The organism is Streptomyces sp. NPDC020898, from assembly GCF_044333925.1.
Lineage (GTDB): Bacteria > Actinomycetota > Actinomycetes > Streptomycetales > Streptomycetaceae > Streptomyces.
This window is the reverse complement of sequence record NZ_JBIRRV010000025.1, coordinates 25344-45266: the sequence shown is the minus strand read 5'-3', so window position 1 is coordinate 45266 and position 19923 is coordinate 25344. Positions and strand designations below refer to the sequence as shown.

22 protein-coding genes and 1 pseudogene are annotated in these 19923 nt (G+C 70.0%); 12 read left to right on the top strand and 11 right to left on the bottom strand.

All coding sequences use genetic code 11. The features are described 5' to 3' along the window. Positions 1-25: 25 nt before the first annotated feature. The gene (locus ACH4TV_RS43175; RefSeq protein WP_398406879.1) at positions 26-673 is read right to left on the bottom strand and encodes a TetR/AcrR family transcriptional regulator; all 648 of its coding nucleotides are present in this window, start codon (positions 671-673) and stop codon (positions 26-28) included. A 172-nt stretch (positions 674-845) separates the two neighbouring features. Between ACH4TV_RS43175 and ACH4TV_RS43170 the strand changes: the two genes are divergently transcribed. Genes ACH4TV_RS43170 through ACH4TV_RS43150 form a run of 5 tightly spaced genes read left to right on the top strand, consistent with a single transcriptional unit; the run spans position 846 to position 5997 of the window. Next, complete coding sequence (locus tag ACH4TV_RS43170; RefSeq protein WP_398406878.1) at positions 846-1814, top strand: SDR family oxidoreductase; 969 nt, start codon at positions 846-848, stop codon at positions 1812-1814. 4 nt (positions 1815-1818) lie between these two features. Further along, the gene (locus ACH4TV_RS43165; RefSeq protein ID WP_398406877.1) at positions 1819-2967 is read left to right on the top strand and encodes a hypothetical protein; all 1149 of its coding nucleotides are present in this window, start codon (positions 1819-1821) and stop codon (positions 2965-2967) included. Continuing rightward, positions 2964-3881 carry an alpha/beta fold hydrolase gene (locus ACH4TV_RS43160; RefSeq protein WP_398406876.1) on the top strand — a complete coding sequence of 306 codons (918 nt, stop codon included), beginning with the start codon at positions 2964-2966 and terminating at the stop codon, positions 3879-3881. Before ACH4TV_RS43165 ends, ACH4TV_RS43160 begins: the two co-directional genes overlap by 4 nt. A 17-nt stretch (positions 3882-3898) precedes the next feature. Continuing rightward, entirely contained in the window at positions 3899-4846 is a 948-nt protein-coding gene (locus ACH4TV_RS43155) for a metal-dependent hydrolase (RefSeq protein ID WP_398406875.1), read from the top strand. A gap of 23 nt (positions 4847-4869) precedes the next feature. Further along, complete coding sequence (locus ACH4TV_RS43150; RefSeq protein ID WP_398406874.1) at positions 4870-5997, top strand: PDR/VanB family oxidoreductase; 1128 nt, start codon at positions 4870-4872, stop codon at positions 5995-5997. Between the two features lie 34 nt (positions 5998-6031). On the opposite strand, the gene ACH4TV_RS43145 is transcribed toward ACH4TV_RS43150, so the two are convergent. The 5 genes from ACH4TV_RS43145 to ACH4TV_RS43125 all read right to left on the bottom strand — a co-directional run bounded on the left by ACH4TV_RS43145 (position 6032) and on the right by ACH4TV_RS43125 (position 10713). Then, positions 6032-7201 (bottom strand): L-dopachrome tautomerase-related protein, encoded by a 1170-nt coding sequence (locus ACH4TV_RS43145; RefSeq protein ID WP_398406873.1) that lies wholly within the window; start codon positions 7199-7201, stop codon positions 6032-6034. A gap of 289 nt (positions 7202-7490) precedes the next feature. Beyond that, the gene (locus tag ACH4TV_RS43140) at positions 7491-8009 is read right to left on the bottom strand and encodes a nuclear transport factor 2 family protein (protein WP_398406872.1); all 519 of its coding nucleotides are present in this window, start codon (positions 8007-8009) and stop codon (positions 7491-7493) included. Between the two features lie 66 nt (positions 8010-8075). Further along, a complete protein-coding gene (locus ACH4TV_RS43135) occupies positions 8076-8888 on the bottom strand; it encodes an oxidoreductase (protein ID WP_398406952.1) in 813 nt (270 codons plus the stop codon). A 242-nt stretch (positions 8889-9130) separates the two neighbouring features. After that, positions 9131-10063 (bottom strand): CU044_5270 family protein, encoded by a 933-nt coding sequence (locus tag ACH4TV_RS43130; RefSeq protein ID WP_398406871.1) that lies wholly within the window; start codon positions 10061-10063, stop codon positions 9131-9133. Next, positions 10060-10713 (bottom strand): RNA polymerase sigma factor, encoded by a 654-nt coding sequence (locus tag ACH4TV_RS43125; RefSeq protein WP_398406870.1) that lies wholly within the window; start codon positions 10711-10713, stop codon positions 10060-10062. The genes ACH4TV_RS43130 and ACH4TV_RS43125 overlap by 4 nt, the downstream gene beginning before the upstream one ends. Before the next feature lie 125 nt (positions 10714-10838). Between ACH4TV_RS43125 and ACH4TV_RS43120 the strand changes: the two are divergent. Both ACH4TV_RS43120 and ACH4TV_RS43115 read left to right on the top strand, forming a co-directional pair. Continuing rightward, positions 10839-10966 (top strand): annotated as a pseudogene (locus ACH4TV_RS43120) (IS5/IS1182 family transposase); the annotation flags it as partial. Positions 10967-11060: 94 nt separating this feature from the next. Next, positions 11061-12116, top strand: a complete 1056-nt coding sequence (locus ACH4TV_RS43115) for a hypothetical protein (RefSeq protein ID WP_398406869.1) — start codon at positions 11061-11063, stop codon at positions 12114-12116. Between the two features lie 252 nt (positions 12117-12368). On the opposite strand, the gene ACH4TV_RS43110 is transcribed toward ACH4TV_RS43115, so the two are convergent. Then, a complete protein-coding gene (locus ACH4TV_RS43110) occupies positions 12369-12623 on the bottom strand; it encodes a DUF397 domain-containing protein (protein ID WP_398406868.1) in 255 nt (84 codons plus the stop codon). Then, positions 12620-13456 carry a helix-turn-helix transcriptional regulator gene (locus tag ACH4TV_RS43105; protein WP_398406867.1) on the bottom strand — a complete coding sequence of 279 codons (837 nt, stop codon included), beginning with the start codon at positions 13454-13456 and terminating at the stop codon, positions 12620-12622. The genes ACH4TV_RS43110 and ACH4TV_RS43105 overlap by 4 nt, the downstream gene beginning before the upstream one ends. Positions 13457-13579: 123 nt before the next feature. On the opposite strand from ACH4TV_RS43105, the gene ACH4TV_RS43100 reads away from it, so the two are divergent. The 5 genes from ACH4TV_RS43100 to ACH4TV_RS43080 all read left to right on the top strand — a co-directional run bounded on the left by ACH4TV_RS43100 (position 13580) and on the right by ACH4TV_RS43080 (position 16501). Continuing rightward, positions 13580-14014 carry a hypothetical protein gene (locus ACH4TV_RS43100; protein WP_398406866.1) on the top strand — a complete coding sequence of 145 codons (435 nt, stop codon included), beginning with the start codon at positions 13580-13582 and terminating at the stop codon, positions 14012-14014. Positions 14015-14152: 138 nt separating this feature from the next. Next, positions 14153-15049, top strand: coding sequence for a hypothetical protein (locus ACH4TV_RS43095; protein WP_398406865.1), 897 nt, complete (start codon positions 14153-14155; stop codon positions 15047-15049). Between the two features lie 120 nt (positions 15050-15169). Further along, positions 15170-15433, top strand: coding sequence for a hypothetical protein (locus ACH4TV_RS43090; RefSeq protein WP_330289891.1), 264 nt, complete (start codon positions 15170-15172; stop codon positions 15431-15433). Further along, the gene (locus tag ACH4TV_RS43085; RefSeq protein WP_398406864.1) at positions 15430-15873 is read left to right on the top strand and encodes a hypothetical protein; all 444 of its coding nucleotides are present in this window, start codon (positions 15430-15432) and stop codon (positions 15871-15873) included. Before ACH4TV_RS43090 ends, ACH4TV_RS43085 begins: the two co-directional genes overlap by 4 nt. A gap of 337 nt (positions 15874-16210) precedes the next feature. Continuing rightward, positions 16211-16501, top strand: a complete 291-nt coding sequence (locus ACH4TV_RS43080; protein ID WP_398406863.1) for a DUF3303 family protein — start codon at positions 16211-16213, stop codon at positions 16499-16501. Positions 16502-16526: 25 nt separating this feature from the next. Here the strand turns inward: ACH4TV_RS43080 and ACH4TV_RS43075 are convergent, their stop codons facing one another. The 3 genes from ACH4TV_RS43075 to ACH4TV_RS43065 form a co-directional block, all read right to left on the bottom strand. Continuing rightward, positions 16527-17177: a hypothetical protein gene (locus ACH4TV_RS43075; RefSeq protein WP_398406862.1), complete on the bottom strand. Its 651-nt coding sequence runs from the start codon at positions 17175-17177 to the stop codon at positions 16527-16529. A 254-nt stretch (positions 17178-17431) separates the two neighbouring features. Then, entirely contained in the window at positions 17432-18220 is a 789-nt protein-coding gene (locus ACH4TV_RS43070) for a GntR family transcriptional regulator (protein WP_398406861.1), read from the bottom strand. A gap of 129 nt (positions 18221-18349) precedes the next feature. Continuing rightward, a complete protein-coding gene (locus ACH4TV_RS43065) occupies positions 18350-19729 on the bottom strand; it encodes an aspartate aminotransferase family protein (protein ID WP_398406860.1) in 1380 nt (459 codons plus the stop codon). Between the last annotated feature and the right edge of the window lie 194 nt (positions 19730-19923).

The window sequence follows — 19923 nt, the reverse complement described above, 5'->3', positions numbered from 1 at the left end:
GGGGCTGATCAGGGCAAGTCGGGGCTTACCGAGGCTGGTTGCTGATGGTCCGGTAGGCCGCGACGAACAAGGTGTGGCACAGGTCGATCAGCTCGTCGACGGTGGCGTCCTGGTGGCCGAGGGTCCAGTCCACGAGGAGTTCGTTGACTCCGCCGACCAGGCTCATCACGGTCATGGCGAGCTGCCGGTTGGAGGGGGCTTCCGGGTCGGGGGGCGGGCCGACGACGGCGGCGATCAGTGCGGCGAACTCGTGCAGGACCTCGCGGCGGCGCACTTCGAGGCGGGGGCTGGCGCCCACGACCTCGATGAGCACCAGGCGGGCCTTGCGGGCGTCACCGGCCAGGGTGCGGATGAACACCTCCAGCCCGGCGCGCAGTTGGGCGTCGATGTCGGGTGCGGCGGCGGCTGCGGCCTCGGCGGTCTCGGCTGTGATCGTGGCGATCAGCTCGTTGTAGACCCCGGTGAGGAGGTCTTCTCGGTCGCGGAACGACTCGTAGAAGTAGCGCTCGGTCAGTCCGGCGTGCGAGCACACCTGCTTGACGGAGACCGAGGCGTATCCGGCCGTACCGAACAGGTCGAGGCCCGCCTGGACGAGGCGGGTGCGGCGCTCCTGCTGTCGTTGCGCCGCGTCGCGTCCGCCGTAGCGCCGCCCGGCGGTCTGTGTGCCGGTCATGTTCTGGCCTTCGCAGAGGTGTTGGCAGAGGTGTTGACACCGGTGTGCTCCGAACTGACACTCTAGCTTGTCAGTTCATCTGACATGGGGTCGTGTCAGACGTGCGTGGGGCCGCTCGACGTCCGGCGCTCGGCGTTCCGCCTCATGCTCAGGGCAAGGAAGGGGCTCGACCGTGGCAGCACCGCCCAGGAACCCGGACAGGTTCAGCCGAAGAGACCGCGGCCACGGCCGCGACAGAATCCCTCGCCCACAACCGCTGGCCGGCCGAGTGATCGCCGTCACCGGGGCGGGCCGGGGGATCGGGCGGGCCGTCGCAGCCCGGCTCGCCGCGGCCGGGGCCGCCGTGGCGATCGGCGATCTCGACGCGGAGCTCGCCATGGAGACGGCCGGTGCCATCGACGCGGAGCTCGCCACGGAGACGGCCGGTGCCATCGGCGCGCGTCCCGGTGGCCGGCTGCTCGGGCTGGCTCTCGACGTCACAGACACACCCTCCTTCGAGGACTTCCTGCGCACCGTCGAGACCGAGCTGGGGCCGATCGACGTACTGATCAACAACGCCGGAATCATGTGGGTGGGCCCCTTCGAGGAGGAACCGGAGGACGCCGCCCTGCGCCAGTTCGACGTCAACGTCCACGGCGTACAGCGGGGGATGAAACTCGTGATCCCGGGGATGCGGAAACGCGGTCACGGCCACGTCGTGAACATTGCCTCCGCCGCCAGCAAGGTCGCCCCGGCCGGCGAGGCGACCTACGCGGCGACGAAGCACGCCGTCCACGGCTACAGCACAGCCGTACGCGCCGAACTGCGCGGCACCGGCGTGCACGTGTCCCTGGTGATGCCTGGCGTAGTGGAGACCGAGCTGGCCGTGGGCACCGCGACCGGCCCCACCCGGCGTCTGACGACGGAGCAGGTGGCCGACGCGGTGCTCGACGTCGTACTGCGCCCGCGCTTCGAGGTCTTCGTTCCCCGCCAGGTGGCCGCCCTGACCCGGCTGGCCGCGGTGCTGCCGGGCCGTGCCCGCGACGCCCTGCATCACCTCCTTGTCCCCGACCAGCTCGCCGCCCTGTCCGCCCTGCCCGACCGGTCGGTCCGCGCGGCCTACGAGGAGCGAACCCGGACCGCCCGCCTGCCCGAAGGATGAGCCCGTGACCACCACGCCCAAGCCGGCGACGCCCAGTGCGCAGAAGGCCAAAGAGGTCCAGGATGTTGCCGCTCCGCGTCCCATCCCCGAATTCGAAGGTGTCCACGACGTATGGCCCCGCGGCGACCGGCTGCGCGCCGTGCGCAGCGCAGCGGCTGCCTACCGTGAGCGATTCATCCAGCAGGGCCGCATCCACGCCGTCCGCAGTTTCGACATCGCCGCCGCCCCGTATCCGACCCGGTTCGGGTTCCACGGCGCCGCGCTCGCCGTCAACCCGTTCGTGAGCATCGTCAACCGGATGCTCGTCGTGCAGTTCGACGGCTTCGACGGTGAGCCGAAAACGCTGGTGTGGGAGCCGACCGTCGCCGCCGGAACGGCTCAAGCCCCGTTCTACGCCCAACTCAAGCGGTTGGCAGGGGACTTCCTCACCGAGCACGTCTTCGCCCGCTACTACCAGGACCCGAACACCGTCCTGCCCTCCTGTGGTCTGCGACCCGAGGACGTGGACTATGTCAGCTTCGACCACCTGCACGTCCAGGACGTGCGCATGATCATGGGCAGCACCAGCACGATCCCGGGTGAACAGGCGCCCCGCGAAGCCCTGTTCCCGCGCGCCCGGCTGCTGGTGCACCGCAGGGAGCTGGGCACCTTCGAGTCGGTGCATCCGATGCAGTGGGCCTGGTACGTCGACGGAGGCATGGACGGCGTACCGGACGAGCGCGTCACCGCCTTCGACGGCGATGTCGAACTCGGCGTCGGCGTCAGCCTGTTGTGGACCCCCGGCCATACGGACGGCAACCACTCCCTGGTGCTGAACACCCCCGACGGGGTGTGGGTCTCCTCCGAGAACGGCATCTCGGCAGACAACTGGCAGCCCGAGCTCTCCCGCATCCCCGGGGTGCGCCGCCACGCCGCGTTCTACGGCCATGAGGTGGTGCCCAACGCCAACACCCTGGAGGACTCCCTCGACCAGTACGACTCGATGGTCAAGGAGAAGACCCTCGCCGACCCCAGCCGGCGTGATCCGCGCTGGCTGCAGATCCTGCCCTCCTCGGAGCTGGCCCGCTTCAAGCGGCAGTGGCCGGTGCAGCCCAGCTTCTTCCACGGCGGTCTGAACTACGGCCAGTTGACCCCCGCCAGTGGTGGCCGGTGACCGGCCCGGCCGCCCGCCGGATCCTCGCGGAGGGCGTGGACGGCGGGGAGTTGGCCGCCTACCAATGGGGAGCGTCGACGGCTCCTCCGGTGGTGCTGGTCCACGGCTATCCGGACACCAGCGCCGTGTGGCACCCGGTGGCCGAGCGTCTGGCCGACCGCTTCCACGTCACCGCCTTCGACGTGCGGGGAGCCGGTGCCTCCCACCGGCCCAGGGGTCTGCGCGCCTACCGGATGTCCCGCCTGGAAGCCGACCTGGCGGCGGTCATCGACGCCGTGAGCCCTGACCGCCCGGTGCACCTGGTCGGACACGACTGGGGGTCCATCCACTCCTGGGAATCGGTCACCGGCACCCGTCTGGCCGGGCGGATCGCCTCGTTCACTTCCATCTCCGGACCCTGCCTGGACCACGTAGGCCACCTGATCCGGGCCCGCCTCCGGCCGCGGCATCCGGATCTGCCGAAGCTGCTGTGGCAGGCCGTACGGTCCTGGTACATCGCCTACTTCCATGTGCCGCTCCTGCCCGCCCTGAGCTGGCGCGCACTGGGACACCGCTGGCGCGCCTTCCTCACCGGCTCCCAGGGCGTGCCCGACCACACCCGCTACCCCGCGCCGACGTTGGCCCGCGACGCCGTGTCCGGCACCGCGCTGTACCGCGCCAACATGCTGCCCCGCCTGCTGCGTCCCCGGGACCGGCGGACCACCGTCCCGGTCCAACTCATCGTCCCCACCCGCGACTTCTGCGTCACCCCGGTGCTGTCGTACGGAGTGGAGCACTGGACGGGCCGGCTGCAACGCCACCCGATCGACGCCGGGCACTGGGTTCAGCTGAGCCACCCCGAGGAGATCGCGTCCCGGATCGCGGAGTTCGCCGACCGCGTGGAGGACGGCTCCCTCGTACACACCGACCACTGACGGAGGACGAACCTGTCATGTTCCGAGCCGCACATGCCCACCCGCACCGCCCGTCCGAGCCCATCGACCACCCCGTTGACCATCCCGTAGCCCACCCCATCGATCACCACGACCTGGTGCTGCAACCCCGGGACGTCACCTTCGACTGGAGCGCCACCCCGCTGCACTGGCTGCCCGGTGAGCCCTTCGCGGCCCACACCTTCGACGTGCTCCACCTCATGCTCCCCGAACTCGAACGCTGGTTCGTGCGCACCTTCGAGCAGGCGCTGCCACTGATCACCGACGACCGGCTGCGCGAGGACGTACGCGGCTTCATCGGCCAGGAGGCGATGCACGCCGAGGCCCACCAGGAGGTCCTGGAGCACCTGCTCGCCAAGGGGCTGGACCCGGCTCCGTACACCCGGCAGTCCGAATGGATCTTCCGCAGGGTGCTCGGGGACCGGCCGGAGCTGACGCCGGCCGCCACCCACGCCCACCTCCTCCAACGGCTCGCCCTCATCGCGGCCTTCGAGCACTTCACCGCGTACATGGGTCACTGGATTCTCAGCAACGAGCACCTGGACCAGGCTGACGCTGACCCCGCGATGCTCGATCTGTTCCGCTGGCACGGCGCGGAGGAGGTCGAGCATCGGTCGGTGGCGTTCGACCTGCTGGTGCACCTCGATCCGCGGTACCGGCGCCGCGTGGGCGGCATGCTCGTCACCGCTCCGGTGCTGATCCGGCTGTGGATCCGCGGAGTGCGCTTCCTGATGAGCGCCGACCCCGAACTCGACGACCGGGTCAGGGTCCGCTTCCGCGACTACCTGGCCGCGGCCCGCAAGGACCTGTTGCCTCCGCCGGTCTCGTTCACCCGCTCGGTGCTGCGCTACTTCAGCCCCGGCTACCACCCGACACAGGAGGGCTCGACCCAGCAGGCGGTCGCCTACCTGGCGGCGTCCCCTGCCGCCCGGGCGGCTGCCCGATGACCCGGCAACCCGTGGGGCCTCCCATGGACATCGGCACCCCCGTCACCCAGCCACCGGACCTGTACGGCAGGCCGCGCGGCGACTCCTTCATGCAGCGGCTGGCGGCCTTCAGCGACCACGCGGTCACAGGCCTCGCGCGTCGCAGCACGCCTCCCAGGCGCCCGCCGGCCACCGGGACGCCCGCGATCCGGGAACTGGTGGTCGTCGCCAGGCACCAGGAGGCCGAGGACGTCGTCTCCCTGCGGCTGGCAGCACCCGACGGGGCATCCGATCGGGCATCCGACGGGGGAACACTCCCGCCCTGGCAGCCCGGCGCCCACATCGAACTGTGCCTGCCCTCCGGACGTAAGCGGCAGTACTCCCTGTGCGGCGACCCCGCCGACCGGTACGGGTACCGCATCGCCGTGCGTCGTATCGCCGACGGCGGAGGCGGTTCGGCGGAGGTGCACGACGCCCTCGGAGAGGGTGTGCGGGTCGCCGTCACCGGGCGGCCCCGGAACGCCTTCCCCTTCGCCGCCGAGGTATCGATCCTGCTCATCGCCGGCGGCATCGGCATCACGCCGATCCTGCCGATGGCCCGGGAAGCCGCCCGGCGCGGGCTGGACTGGAGGCTCGTGCACACCGGCCGCAGCCGCGGTTCGATGCCCTTCGCGGCCGAGCTGGCCGAACTCGCGGCAGCAGCCCCCGGCCGGGTCTCCATCCGTCCTGACGACGAGTTCGGGGTGCCCGAGGCAGCGGACCTGCTGAGCTCGATCCCGGCGGGGGGTGCGGTGTACTGCTGCGGGCCCGCGCCCATGATCGACGGCGTGCGGCGCGCGTTCGGTGGCAGCCGCGCGTCGGCTCTGCACTTCGAGCGGTTCGCCCCGGCCCCGATCACGGACGGCCGCCCCTTCGAACTCCAACTGGGCGACAGCGGACGGGTTCTGCCGGTTCCGTACGACCGTTCCGCCCTGGATGTTCTCCACGAGGCCCTGCCGGACCTGCCGTTCTCCTGCCGCCAGGGGTTCTGCGGCACCTGCCGGGTACGGGTCGCCCAGGGCCGCGTCGATCACCGTGACCGCCGGCTCACCGCCACCGAACGCGCGACCGGCGCCATGCTGCCCTGCGTCTCGCGTGCGCCGGAAGGAGAGCGGTTGGTGCTGGAGGTGTGAGGTGTGACCGCGAGGAACGTGCTGAGCGGTCCGGTCATACGAGCCTGACCGGTCCGGCGTCGATCGGCAGGCGGACCAGGAGGTAGGGCTTGCGGCGCAGGTCCTGGCCCTCGTGGAAGGGGGACAGCCGGTTGAGCTGGTTGGCGATGGCGTAGAGGTGCCGGTCCGAGGCGACGGACAGGGTGTCGACCCAGACGAGGTCGGCCCCCTGGGCGAGGGTCCGGTAGGTGCCGTTCGGGCTCCTGCGCCAGAGGGAGTTGTGCTCCAGGTCGCCGCCGTAGAGCCGCCCCTTGTCGTCGCTCTCCAGGCCGTCGGCCATCGGCTTGAAGCCGTGGTCCTCGACCGTCGCCGCCACCTCGGCGTCCGTGGCGTCCGGGTCGGCGAGGGCGGCGGTGGACACGCTGTGCAGCCGGCGGCTGGAGAGCGGGCAGTAGTAGAGGCGCGTGCCGTCGGCGCTGAGAGCGATGCCGTCGGAGCCGGTCTCGTAGTGGACGGGCTCGCCGCCCGCGGGGCGGACCATGAAGGGTTCGCCCTCGATGACGGGAAGGAACTGCCTGTCCGGGAGCGCCGAGGGGTGCCCGGTCAGCCGCCGCCAGGAGCGGCCGGTGGCGAGGTCGACCACGATGATGCCGTTGGAGGCGCCCGAGTCGGTGATGAACGCCGTGCCTTCGGCGCCGCGCCGCAGGTCGAAGCGCACGTCGTTGGGGTAGCTGCTCGACGGCACCACCTCGGGCGGGAGCAGGATCTTCCGTACGATGCGGTCGGTGCGCAGATCGACCGCCACGAGCTTGGGACCGCCGTAGGAGGACCCGGCGAACCCCGGGCTTCCGGTGTCGAGGATCCACAGCCGGTCGGCCGGGTCGACGACGACGCTCTGCACGGACTGGAAGTGCCCGGCCAGGTCGGAGGCGTCCTCGCGGTTCACCTCGGCGTCGGGATAGGCCACCGGTTTCCCGCCCCGCAGTTCCGCGACGGTGAACGGGACATCGTCGCCCCAGCGGGGGAAGTTGACGAAGATCCGGCCGCGCCGCGAGACGGTGACACCGGTCGGCATCGCGTCCCAGAAGCGGGCAACGACCTCGTAGCGTCCGGCAGTTGAACCGGCGGGCGAGTGGGAGGGGGCGGCGGAGGCGTAGGCGGGCCCGGCGAGTTGGGTGGCGGCCAGCGAAACGGTGGTCGCGGTAAGGAACGTACGTCGTTGCATGGGGGCGTCTCCTGGGGGTCAAGTCGCTGGAGGGTGCGGCGAGTTGCCGTATCACCTCGTGTGGGGGGATCGTCCGGACGCTGCCGTGGCCGGTGGAGGACGCCGCCTCCGGCAGCCGCTCGCACGGAGTCGGCTTCGCCCGTGTGGTCAGGGCGAGCCGGAGCCAACCTGTACGGCAGGTACCTCGTGCGTTCCTGCGACCCGGAGCTGTCCGCCGAGGACATCGCCTGCGGCTGCCGCCAACTCCTGGAAGGGGAACGGGGCCAAACGCTCAGTGGATCTGGTTCTGTCAGGCCCGCCGGGCTGCCGGGCGGGTCTTCGCGACCATGCTGCGGTCCCCCGAGGTGACCATCGCGTGAATGGGTATGGTGGCGACGCTCATGAGTGTCGCGAGACCCCGGCGGCCCTGCTGGCGGGCGAGCGCGGGACCCATGAGGTGCATCAGGGCGGTGAGGGCCGGCATCGGACGCCCGAAGAGCGTGATCTCCGTGATGCGTGCTTGGTCGTCGAGCCGCAGCATCTGCACCTCCTCGAACGACTGGGAACCCACCCGCGCCCGGTAGACCAGGGCGTACGTGTCGCCCTCGCCGGTCTGGGTGTGGTAGCGGACGTCCTTGACCGCCGCGAACGCCGCGGTCAGAAAGTCGCGCAGCTGGTCGGTTCCCTCGAAGGCGAACTGGTCGGTGAGCGGCGAGCTGAGCACGACGTCCGGGCTCAGGCAGGCGACCGCGGCGTCGACGTCACCGCGTTCCTCGGCGGCGCGCCAGCGCGCGATGGTAGCGGCGGCGGAGTGCAGGGGCTCGGACATGGGTTGCTCCCGGAATCAACGGCGCGATGGGGTTTACGGGTGGGTGGTGCGCGGGGTTGCGGGGTGTCAGCCGGCCAGCTTGTTCAGGCTGCGGATCTGCTTGTCCAGGACCCAGGCGGGAACGAAGCGGAGCATGCGCGCGAGTCGGGCCGTGGGGCCGGCGGCGTAGCGCAGCTTCGGCTTCTTGTCGGTGACTGCCGTGACGATCACCTTGGCGACGACGGCGGGGTCGTCGCCGGCCTTGATCGACTCCTCCATCAGGCGGTCGAAGACGCGCCGCTGGTCGGCGTAGAGGGGCAGGGGTGTGTCGGGCTTGGAGCTGTTGGCCTCGAACCCGGTGTTGGTGTAGGCGGGTTCGACGAGGAGTGAGCGGACGCCGTACTTGCGGACCTCGTGGTCCAGGGACTGGGAGTAGCCCTCGATCGCGTGCTTGGACGCGCCGTAGACGGCCATGTAGGGAGCGGGGATGAACCCCTGCACGGAACTGAGGTTGATGATGCGGCCGCGTCCCGCCGCACGCATGTGGGGCAGTACTTCCTTCACCATGCGCATGACGCCGAAGACGTTGATGTCGAACACGAACTCGGCCTGGGCGAGGGAGGTCTCCTCGGCCGCGCCGATCGAGCCGACGCCCGCGTTGTTGACCAGGACGTCGATCCGCCCGAACCGTGCGATCACCTGCTGGACCACGGCGGTGACCGACTTGTCGCTGACCACGTCGAGGTCGAAGAACGTCACCCCGCCCAGCGGTGCGACCCGTGAGGTGTCACGGCCCGTACCGGCCACCTCGAAGCCCGCCGCGACCAGCGCGAGCGCCGCTTCCTTGCCGATGCCGGAGGAGGCACCCGTCACGAGTGCCACCGGCCGATTTGTCGTCATCATGCACTCCCGAAGTCCCTTTGGAAACCGATCGGTTTCTCGTGCCCTCACTGTAAACCGATCGGTTTCCAAGGCGCAAGCTCAAGCGCAGAACTGATCCGGGCAGTGGGCAGGGGACTTCGGCCGGGCGGGCACGACGCGACCGCTCGACGCCCCCGTGAGGTTTCCGGGCGTCGGGCGGTCGCGACAGAGTGTCGGGGTGACCACTCAGGGGAGTCAGGGGAGTCAGGGGCGTAGAGGCGTCAGGGGCGCTGCATCACTCGGTCCACGACGCCGTCGACGGCCAGGTAGGACCACTGCTCGTACGTCGTCCCTCCCTCCCTGCGCTGGTCGCGCATACCGAGGTACTGGTACGTCTTCGCGTCGAAGACCAGCACCTGCTTGCCGTCCCCCCAGGGCGTGCTGGGGTCGACGTACTGGATGCCGAGGCCCGTGCGGCCCTCCGCGTCCGTCTGGCCCGGCAGCACCTTGATGCCGGGGACGGTGGCGAGTGCCTCGAACGCCGCGGGGCGCAGTCCCTTCGGTAGAACGGCCTTGCGGAGCAGGCCGGAGAGGCCGAACTGGACCAGCGGCCACTCGTCGGCCCTCAAAGGCCGGTCGGGGTCCGGCTTCCGGAGGAGGCCGCGCAGCGCGATCGGCAGCTCGACAGGGTCGGTGGGCAGTTGCTTCAGCTCCGACCACCTGTTCGGCGGCCAAATGCTCTCCCCCGACTGGAACGGCGGGACCCAGTTCCCATTGCCCAGCTCGCTGAGGTAAGACTTCTTGGAGCCGTCGACCGAGCTCCAGCTCTCGTCGACGTATGTCTTGGTGCGGCCGCCTCCGACCGGGGTTTCCTTGATGATCTCCTTGGAGTAGATGAACTGGTCGTCGCGCGGCGCGATCGGCTTTTCGAGCCTGCGTTCCTCGGCCGCCGCCCCTCGCAGCACGGTGGCCGCGCTCACCGTCTGGGTGGGGGGCGAGGTCCCCGTGTTCTGGGCGACCACCACAGTCGTGGTGACCGTCGCGGCGGCTACGGCGGCCACCGCGACCCGCAGCAGCGGGCGGCGGCCGATGGTCATGGGGGCGGCGGGCTCCCGCATCGCCTGGTGCAGGCGGAAGCGGGCACGGGCGCGGGCGGCGTCCGTGAGGGACGGCGCGTCCGCGTCCCACTCCCTGAGGAGCTTGAGTTCATTCATCGTCGGAGACCTCCATCGTCTGATTGCCCGTCTGATTGCCCGGATTCCTCTTGGAGAGCGGTTGGATCAGATCCGCCCAATGCCTCGCGAACCTTTCTGCGAGCCCTGTGCAGCCGCGACCGGACCGTCCCCACCGGCACGTTCAGGGCGCGTGCGACCTCCTCGTAGCCGAGGTCGGCCCAGGCGACCAGCAGCAGGACGTCCCGATGACGGGCGGGCAACCGGGCCAGCGCACCGGCGAGTTCACGCCCTACCGCCTGCGCGCTGACCCGCGCCGCCACCTGGTCCGCGACTGTCTCCTCGGCCCGGCCGCCGCCGGTGCCATCCGGAGGCAACCGTCCGAGCGCCCTCAGCCGCCGGGCCTCGGCACGCCTGTGGCGGCTTATGAGGTTGGTCGCGATGCCGAACAGCCACGGACGGGCGCCGGCCTGCCCCGTGTCGTACCGGAAGCGCTGCTGGAACGCGGTGGTGAAGGTCTCCGCCATCACGTCCTCGGCCGCCTCCCCACCGAGCCGGCGCGCCGCGTATCGGTGCACCGAGTCGGCATGGCGGTCGAAGAGCACGGCGAACACCTCGGGCTCGTGCCACGACCGTTCGACCACCGAGGCGTCACTCTCCTGCCCCACTCTGACGTCTGGCTCGACGGTCATCGGGGTTCCTTTCGTCGGATCGATGGTGCTGAAGTCCTGTGCCTTCACCGGTACTTCGCCGTTCGCCGGAATCCGGTTCCCCACGACGTGACCACGCGGGCCCGAGCGGCCGCAGATCCTGTCGCATCGGCCGGTCACGCGGGGGACTCACCACGAGATCCATCTTGCTGCCGACGGCCGCTGGCGTCCCCTTGCGTTCGTCCTGACCGGCGGTCAAGCGGGCGACGCACCCGCTTTCATGGACGTCAAGGCCCCCCAGCAGGGCGTCAGTCAGTGGCTGAGCCACGATCACCGGAACCTGAGGATCAGCAACATCAATGTCAGTGGTTGCTGGCAGCATCACCGCTGTGAACGCCATATTCACCACCCCGCCGCGGCCGTTCGACATCGCCGCGCTCTTCCCCCAACTGGCCCCGCTGGCGCGCACGGCGACCCGGCTGCACCCGCGGCCCGGGTCGCCGACCGTGCACGACGGCTCCGTCGGCGGGCCGCTCCTGTGGCCTGCCGACGAGCCGTGGCCGTACTGCGACGAGCCGCACAACAAGCACGCGTCGCGGACCGTCTACTCGCCGGACGACGTCCGGCTGCTACGCCGCGACCTCGCCGCCGCGGAGGAGCGGCTGCGTCTCGACCCCGAGGCGCCCAAGGTCACGCCGGAGGAACGGGAGAACTGGGAGCGGATCGAGGTAGGCCGCCCGTGGTTCGACGGCCCGATCCCGCTGCTTCCCGTCGCCCAGCTCTACGCGCGTGACGTTCCCTTCCCGTGCCCGCCCGACGCGGATCTCCTCCAGGTTCTGTGGTGCCCCTTCGACCACGACCACATCGACCGCGCCCACCCCACGACCGCACTCTTCTGGCGCTCCTCCGCCACCGTCACCGACGTCCTCGACGCACCGCCCGAGCCGCCGGTCATCCAGTCCCAGTGGTACCTCCCGGAGCCGTGCCTGTTCTCACCGGAACAGGTCACGGACTACCCCAATCCCTCAGAGCTGCCCGAGGAGCTGCGCGCCCAGCTGGAGGACATGAGCCGATGGGAGTCGGTCGACCCCGCGCTGTACAGCAGTTACGCGTACGACCCCGGGGAGCTGTACTTGAACAACCTCTGCCACGCCCCCGGCTGGAAGACCGGCGGCTGGACCCGCTGGGACCCCAGCGACCCCGTCGACCGCCCCTGCCCCGAGTGCGGCACGGACGAGGTGCCGCTTCTCACCATCGCCTCCTGGGAATGGGACGGCGGCCAGGGGACCTGGATCCCCGACGAGGAGCCGACGACCCCGGCCCCGCCTCCCCTGGGAGCGCAGAACGGCAACTTCACATTGATCGACATCGTCGGCGGCCACAACCTGCAGCTCCACGCCTGCCCGGCCGACCCGTCCCACCCCCACATCGAACTGGTCCAGTGAGCTCGTACGGAAGTCCTCCGCGCTGACGCCTACGCCACGATGCCGATCCTGAGAGCTACTCCCGGGCGGACGCCAGGAGAGATCACCTGGCTCAGCCGCTGGTCCAGGAGGTGGCCCAGCGGGCGGTCGCGGGAGACCCGCACTTCGACACGTCGTTTCAGACGACCACTGGGACCAGGCCAACCGCTATCTCGACGACCTCGACGCCGACACCGTCGTCCTCAAGGTGCTCTGCCACTCCTGAGGAGTGGTTCAGGCGGTACGAGGGAGAAACGCGCCCCAAGCAGCGCCGGAAACCGTGAGGTTCGGGCCGCCCGGGTTCTTGGAGTCGCGGATGTGGATGGCGGCGGTGGGGGTGTGGGGGCAGGGGGCGATCTCGACACAGTCCCCGCCGCCACCGTCGCTGTACGTCGACTTGCGCCACGCGTGGGCGACTTCGACGCAGTCCCCGCCGCCGCTGTCGCTGTAGCTGGACTTGAACCACCGCAGTGCACGGGCGTCGCTCATGGTTCCTCTCCTGCCAACCGTTCGATGAGGCCGAGTGAGTCGTCTGGACTCAGTGCCTGTGATCGGATCTTCGCATAGCGGTGCGCGAGTTGGGCCACCTCGGACGGCTCGCTGACCAGGATGCCCTGGTCCTCGATCTCCATGTAAACGACGTGATCGTGGTCCTCGGTGACGAGGAGTTTCATGGGGCCGCGTTCACCAGCATGCGATCCGCGCAGCCCGCGGTCCATGGGGAGTACTTGCAGGCACACGTTCTCCCGCTGGGCGTCCTCGGCGAGCGATCGCAGCTGCTCGCGCATGATGTCCCAGTCGCCGAACGGCCGCCGCAGTACGCCCTCTTCGAGGATCAGCTCGATCATCGGGGTCGGGTCACGATCGAAGAGCGCCCGGCGGGCGAGCCGCGCCTCGACGAGTTCTTCGCGCTTTTGGTCGGAGACCGGCGGATAGCTGCCCCGGATGAGCGCCTGTGCGTACGGCTCGGTCTGAAAGATCCCGTCGATGCAGAAGGTTGCGTACGAGGAGATCGTGACCGCACCCCGCTCCAGCCCCGCAGCCCCCCGGAACCGAGCCGGGTACTTCTCCATCAGCATCCACTTTCGTGCCTTCTCGAAGACGCCCAACCCACCCCCCAACACCTCCTCCAACTTGACGAGCATCTTGTCGCTGGCGGGCTGCGCGCACGTCTCCATCGCGCTGATCGCGGATGCCGTGTAGCCGATCAGCTTGCCCAACTCCTCCTGTGTGACCCCCTGTTGCTCACGCAGCGCCTTGGCCAGGGCGGCGACCATGTGTGCCGTACCGCCCGCTTCCGCCTTGTTGTCCGAACTCGCCATCCGGTCACTCCCGAACTCAACCGAACTCAACTGGTCCCCACCGACTCGCACCGATTTCCGAGAGCTACGCACTCTCGACGCAGAGTTATGGAAAAGCTAGACCCGCGTGCGGAAACTGTCCCCATGAACACGGAAAGTGACGAGGTAAACCTCGACGAGCCCCCACTCACCCCTGAGATCCCCGACTGGATCCCGCCCACCGGCATCCAACTCCGCAAGGCGGGCGTCCAGTTCGACGCGGTACGGGTCGACGGCGACGAGGGCAGGCTGGTGGCGGACCGGCTGGCGCGGATGACCGGCGGGGCACCGGGGCCGGTGGTGGAGGAGGCGAACGGGAGCCGGGCCGTCTACTTCCTCGTACGGGTGGGCGCGACGTCCGACCGGATCTGGCCGCCGGGCGTCACGTGTCTCGCGTCGGGCCCGAGCCGCGTCGCCTTCATTCCGGTCCCGTCTCTCAACGGCCTTACGTGGCCGCTGACTTGGCGTTATCGACCGACGGCGAGAGATCACTTCGTACACGCGTTGCTTTTGAAGGCGGCGCTTCACCCTGAGGAGTGAAGAACATGAACTTCCGCCCCGGAAAAGCCTGTTCAGCTTGCATTCGTCGCTCTGCGTGCCCATAGAGTCACGGCAACAAGAACGCCCCCGCGGTGCGCCAACACCCGGGGGCTCGGCACCGAGAGAGTAGAGCTCCCAATGCGCATTCATCGTACGACGCCCACGCGCGCGTTTTCAGTCTTCTCCAACGCCCTTCTCCGCGACCGGAGTCTCTCCTGGTGCGCGGTAGGCGTACTGACGTACCTCCTGAGCCTCCCGAACGGCGCCCGCGCCACCATCCGAACCCTTGCCGAGCAGCGTAAGGAAGGGCGGGCGCGGATCGCCGCAGCCCTGCATGAGCTGGAGGAATCCCGGTATCTGCGGCGGGTCGTGCGCAAGGACGAGGAGTCCGGCCAATTCTCCACCGTCTACGAGGTGTTCGACACTCCGTACGACGACGAGCCCCCTGCGGGTGAATCCGAAGAAGTCCAGAACCTGGCCTCCGGTGAGTCGGAATCCGTGGCCTCGGGAGCTCTCCCTTCGGGAGAAAAAACCAGGGAACAAGAACCTCCCTCCCCGCCGTCGGCCGAGGTCGAGGCCGAGCCGGAGGCTGGGTCGGCCGAGCCCGAGGTGCCCCCAGGCGAACGCACCGCGCTCGCCGCGCGGTTGCTCGGCTCGCTGGCCCGCACCGATCCCCGGCTCGCCCTCGGTGTCGCCGAGGCGTTGCGGCTGGCGCCGCTGGTCGAGGAGTGGTGGGCGGCGGGTGCGAGCAGCACCGAGGTGCGCGCGGCCCTGACACAGGGGCTGCCCAAGCCCCTGTACTCACCCGGCGCCATCATCGAGAACCGCCTCCGCCGCAAATGCCCGGCCGCTCCGGCGGCCCCAGTCGCTGCCGCTGCTGCTGTCTCCGAGTCGACCGGGTCGACGACGCCAACAGCCGTTCCCGTCACGACCGTTGAGATCCGCAAGCCCGGCGCGGTCGGCTACCGCGAGGCTGCGCGACGCGGCGGCGCTATGGCCCGCGCCCTGCTGCAAGGGCGGCCCGCGCCCGCATAGGCGCACGCACACAGGCTCCCGGCCGTACGCCCGTGCGGCCGGGTCAACCCACCCGGAAGGAAACAGGATGACCGCTTTGCTTGAGCGGCCGAGACGGTATACCGGCGGTATACTGTCGTCATGGCTGACACCACCGTCAAGGTCGACCCCGCAGTACGTGACCGCCTCATGGTGCTCGCCCGCGAGCGCGGGATGACCATGCGCGATCTGATCGCCGAACTGGCGGGGGCCACGCCCACGCAGGAGGAGCTGCGGAAGCGGTACGAGGAGACCAAGGCGTACTGCGAGACGCACTTCGGCGTCACCCTCACCGACGAGGACCACGACCGCGTCGAAAAGGTGTGGCAGGACCTGGAGGCCGGACAGGAGGTGGAGAGCCTGTGAGCGCCTCCAAGGGGTCCGGAAGGTCCGGCCCGGCCGGATCGATCGGATCGACGGGTGTCGTCTTCGACGAGTCGGCGCTGCTGGCACTCGGCTCGGGCAACTCGCTCGCCTCGCAGTTCGTGTCGAACACCGAGCACGGGCCCACCCGGCACGTGTACGTGCCCGCGCTCTGCCTCGCCGCCGCCGACGGCATGCGCAAGGGGCTGGCCGAGCACATCGGCGCGCTGCCCGCCGTGGAGATCGTCGAGTTGGACTTCTCGGGCGCGTCCACCGTGGGTGCGCTGCTGCGTGACGGGGTGGAGTGGCGGCTCGGTCACGCGGTCCACCTGTCCCGGCCGACGGCGGACTGGCCGGACGGCCGGCGCGTACTGACCGTCGACCCCGATCTGTACGCGGACATGCCCCTCGTGCGGACCCTCAGGCTGCCGCGTCAGCGATAACTCCCTTAAGGGAAGGGGCTCGCGCCCCGAAAAGGACGCGGGCCCCCGGCCGCCGGTCGGATCGTCAGCCCACGTTGACCGAGTACGACGACGTGCTCAACTTGCCCTTGCCGCGGAAGACTTCGGTGCCCGCCTCCACGATCGATCGCGTCCACCTTCTCGTGCACTGTCCCCCCGTAGGTTGCCCTGTCCCGGCTGACCGGCTGACCGGCTGACCGGCTGACCGGCTCCGCCGGGTGAGCCGAACGTGCGCGCGCCAACCATTTACGCCGGGCATATCCTGACTTCGTACGTTTCCGTACCGCCGCGTGCGTCCAACCAGGAGAAGGTGAGTGCGATGCGCGTCATGCTCAAGGCGCAGTTCGACACGGAGAAGAGCAACGAGGGCATACGCAGCGGCAAGCTGCCGGAGCTGCTGAAGGAGACCCTGGACCATCTCAAGCCGGAGGCGGCGTACTTCGGCCCCGAGAACGGCTGCCGGACCTGCTACCTGGTCATCGACATGAAGGACAGCTCCGAGATCCCGGCCACCGCCGAGCCGTTCTTCACCCAGTTCAACGCCAAGATCTCGCTCACGCCCGTCATGAACGCCGACGACCTCCAGAAGGGTCTTTCCCAGATCCGGTGAGCGGGGATCCGGTGAGCGGGCGGGCTCAGCTGAAGATGATCATCGACCCCTGGGCCAGGCTCCGGGTCGCCGCCGCGTTCAGGCCCAGCCACACGTGCCGTTCCCGGGCGAACGGGCTCGCGTCGAAGGGGGCCGGTGCCGCCGGTTCCTCCAGCGACGTGGGAGTGAGCGGCGGGGCCGGTGCCAGCGGTGGGTTCGCCGGGTCGATGCCGAGCGAGGGAGCCACGAACGCCAGCTCCCTCAGGAGGGCTTGGGAGGAGCCCAACGGGCCGCCCCCTGCCAGGAGTTCGTCGTTCGAGAGCGGGTGCGGGAAGTCCACGGGGACGTACGCGCCCGCGTGGTCGTAGTGCCAGACCAGGTGGGACTGCTGGGCGGTCGCCTCGAACATCTCCAGCAACTGCTCGTAGTCGCCGCCCAGTTCACCCACCGGCGTGACCGGCAGACCGCACACCTGGAGGAGATACGCGCGCCGCAGGAAGTGCAGTGCGTCGTAGTCGAAGCCCGCGATGGGGGCCACGTCGCCGGACAGTCCGGGCATGTACGCGTACACCGGCACCGGCGGCAGTCCGGCCTCGCCCAGCACCTTGTCGTAGAGCGCCAGTTCCTCGGCGAACGGATTGTTGGGGGTGTGGCACAGAACGTCGACGAGTGGGACCAGCCACAGGTCACAGGCCAAAGGAGAACTCCTCGCAGCGTCGCAGGCGGTGGTCAGGCACCGCGGTCAGGGCAGCGTAATGGGTCGGGCACGGGTAGGGCCCCTGTGTGACGGGCCAGAGATCGACAGGAACTGGACAGGAACCGGCCACGAACGGCCGTGCGTTCCGGGGGCGTACGCCGTAGCGCGCCCCGGGCTCACGACCCGTCGCGCAGGTTCCCTACCCACACTCCGCCCGTCCACGTACGAGCCGTTCACGTACGACCCGTTCACGATCAGCCGGTACCGGCGTCCCCGCCCCCGTCGCCCGCGCCGTGGCCCGCCGCGCTGTCCGCGCTGTGCTTGTTCACCAGGCCCTCGATGAGGGCGATGGAGTGCACGTTGTACTCGTCCACGATCCGGTGCGCGTCGGCGAGGTCGCGGCGCGCCAGCGCGTCGACGACCTCGGTGTGGTCGCACCACAGGTGCCCGCGCAGATCGCTCAGCCGGCGCAGGTGCTGCACCGCGCACACCCAGGACTGGACGCGCAGCCGGTGCAGGAAGTCGGTGAGGTACGGGTTGCCGAACAGGGCGCCCAACTCGCGCCAGAACCGCAGGTCGTAGCCGATGAGGATGTTCAGCTCACCGGCGGCGGCGGCACGCCGGGCCTCCTCGCCACGGCGCCGGACACCGGCGAGGGCGGCGGCGGCCCGGGGGTCGTTGGCGCGGACGAAGAGACTGCGCACACCCTGGACGTCACCGGCGCGATCGTTCGCCAGCCCGTGGAACATGCCGTCCGTGACCAGACCGCGGGCCTCGATCATGCCCCGGAAGTCGGCCAGCGAGAACTCGTGCACACGGAAGCCCCGGTGCTGGTCCGCCTCCAGCAGCCCCTGCGCCGACAGATCGACCAGCGCCTCGCGGACGGGCGTCGCGGAGACGCCGTACTGCTCGGCGATCTCCTTGACCGTGAACTCCTGACCCGGCTGGAGGCGCCCGGCCAGCACCTCGTCGCGGAGCGCGTCCGCGATCTGCTGCCGCAGGGTGCTGCGGGTCACGGCGCCGTTGCCGCTGCTGCCGGGCATGGTCGAGGCTCTCCCCCTTCGCGCGTGTGAGTGACGTACTCATGTATGTCTACGAGCACGTCACCTTACGCGTTCGGATTCCGGGGAAGTCTTTCTCGTACGTCTCCTTCTTACCGGGTGTACAAGCGCTTACTCGGTGTACTCGTCGGCGACCGACAGCGCGGCGTCCAGCGCGGCGAGCCCCTCCTTGACCTCGGCTTCCGTCACGTTGCAGGGCGGGGCGACATGGGTGCGGTTCATGTTCACGAACGGCCACAGCCCGCCCGCCTTCGCGGCGGCCCCGAACGCGGCCATCGGCGCGTTCGCCTCCCCGGCCGCGTTGTACGGCACCAGCGGCTCCCGGGTCTCCTTGTTCCGTACGAGGTCCAGGGCCCAGAAGACACCGGTGCCGCGTACTTCGCCGACGCTCGGATGCCGCTCGGCCAGACCCGTGAGCGCAGGCCCGATGATGTCCGCGCCGGTCCGGGCGGCCTGTCCGACGATGTCCTCCTCCGCCATCACGGTGAGCGTGGCGGCGGCGGCGGCGCAGGCGAGGGGGTGCCCGGAGTAGGTGAGGCCGCCGGGGTAGGGGCGGGTGGCGAACGTCTCGGCGATGGCCCCCGAGATCGCGACCCCGCCGAGCGGCACATAGCCGGAGTTGACGCCCTTGGCGAAGGTCATCAGGTCCGGCACGACGCCGAACAGGTCGGCGGCGAACCACTCACCGGTCCGCCCGAACCCGGCCATCACCTCGTCCAGGACGAAGACGATCCCGTACCGGTCGCAGAGCGCGCGCACCCCGGCGAGATAGCCGGGCGGCGGGATCATGATGCCGGCGGTCCCGGGAATGGTCTCGAGAATGATCGCGGCGATGGTGGCCGGCCCCTCGAAGGCGATGGTGTCCTCAAGGTGCTGGAGGGCACGGGCGCACTCCTGCTCCTCCGTCTCGGCATAGAACCTGGACCGATAGAGGAACGGCGCCCAGAACCGCACGACTCCGGCGCTGCCGGTGTCGGAGGCCCAGCGGCGGGGGTCGCCGGTGAGGTTCACGGCCTGCTGGGTGCCACCGTGGTAGGAGCGGTAGGCGGACAGCACCTTGGGCCGCCCGGTGTGCAGCCGGGCCATGCGCACGGCGTGCTCGACGGCGTCGGCACCGCCGTTGGTGAAGAAGATCTTGTCCAGATCACCGGGGGTCCGCTCGGCGATGAGCCGGGCCGCCTCCGACCGCGCCTCGACGGCGAAGGCGGGCGCGAAGGTGGTCATCCGCCCGGCCTGCTCCTGGATGGCGGCGACGACCTTCGGGTGCTGGTACCCGATGTTCGTGAAGACCAGGCCACTGCTGAAGTCCAGGTACCGCTTCCCGTCGTAGTCCCAGAAGTACGACCCTTCGGCACCGGCGACGGCGAGCGGGTCGATGAGCTCCTGCGCGGACCAGGAGTGGAACACATGAGCACGGTCCGCGGCCTTCACGGCGGCGCCGGCCTGGGACTGGGCCTGCGCCTGGGACTGGGGGTTGGGCTGAGGCGTCATGCCGGGGAGCGTAGGTGTCCCGGGTGAGGGCGCGGTAGCGGCGATCTGTCTGCGGTGGGGACCGGAAAGCGACAGGTTGTCGCGTGTGCGGGGCCTGCCCGGCCCGCCGCCGGTGGGCTGACCCCTCCGCACTATCCTCGGGCTGTCCGCCGCGGAACGAGATGGACCGGTGGACCGGGTGGACTGGGCTGGGT

Coding starts and splice junctions, on each gene's coding strand:
- ACH4TV_RS43125 (WP_398406870.1), bottom strand. CDS start 10,713: ATGACCGTCGAGCCAGACGTCAGAGTGGGGCAGGAGAGTGACGCCTCG.
- ACH4TV_RS43070 (WP_398406861.1), bottom strand. CDS start 18,220: ATGCCCGGCAGCAGCGGCAACGGCGCCGTGACCCGCAGCACCCTGCGG.
- ACH4TV_RS43175 (WP_398406879.1), bottom strand. CDS start 673: ATGACCGGCACACAGACCGCCGGGCGGCGCTACGGCGGACGCGACGCG.
- ACH4TV_RS43140 (WP_398406872.1), bottom strand. CDS start 8,009: ATGTCCGAGCCCCTGCACTCCGCCGCCGCTACCATCGCGCGCTGGCGC.
- ACH4TV_RS43145 (WP_398406873.1), bottom strand. CDS start 7,201: ATGCAACGACGTACGTTCCTTACCGCGACCACCGTTTCGCTGGCCGCC.
- ACH4TV_RS43150 (WP_398406874.1), top strand. CDS start 4,870: ATGGACATCGGCACCCCCGTCACCCAGCCACCGGACCTGTACGGCAGG.
- ACH4TV_RS43130 (WP_398406871.1), bottom strand. CDS start 10,063: ATGAATGAACTCAAGCTCCTCAGGGAGTGGGACGCGGACGCGCCGTCC.
- ACH4TV_RS43105 (WP_398406867.1), bottom strand. CDS start 13,456: ATGGCGAGTTCGGACAACAAGGCGGAAGCGGGCGGTACGGCACACATG.
- ACH4TV_RS43065 (WP_398406860.1), bottom strand. CDS start 19,729: ATGACGCCTCAGCCCAACCCCCAGTCCCAGGCGCAGGCCCAGTCCCAG.
- ACH4TV_RS43090 (WP_330289891.1), top strand. CDS start 15,170: ATGGCTGACACCACCGTCAAGGTCGACCCCGCAGTACGTGACCGCCTC.
- ACH4TV_RS43135 (WP_398406952.1), bottom strand. CDS start 8,888: ATGACGACAAATCGGCCGGTGGCACTCGTGACGGGTGCCTCCTCCGGC.
- ACH4TV_RS43100 (WP_398406866.1), top strand. CDS start 13,580: ATGAACACGGAAAGTGACGAGGTAAACCTCGACGAGCCCCCACTCACC.
- ACH4TV_RS43155 (WP_398406875.1), top strand. CDS start 3,899: ATGTTCCGAGCCGCACATGCCCACCCGCACCGCCCGTCCGAGCCCATC.
- ACH4TV_RS43110 (WP_398406868.1), bottom strand. CDS start 12,623: ATGAGCGACGCCCGTGCACTGCGGTGGTTCAAGTCCAGCTACAGCGAC.
- ACH4TV_RS43095 (WP_398406865.1), top strand. CDS start 14,153: ATGCGCATTCATCGTACGACGCCCACGCGCGCGTTTTCAGTCTTCTCC.
- ACH4TV_RS43080 (WP_398406863.1), top strand. CDS start 16,211: ATGCGCGTCATGCTCAAGGCGCAGTTCGACACGGAGAAGAGCAACGAG.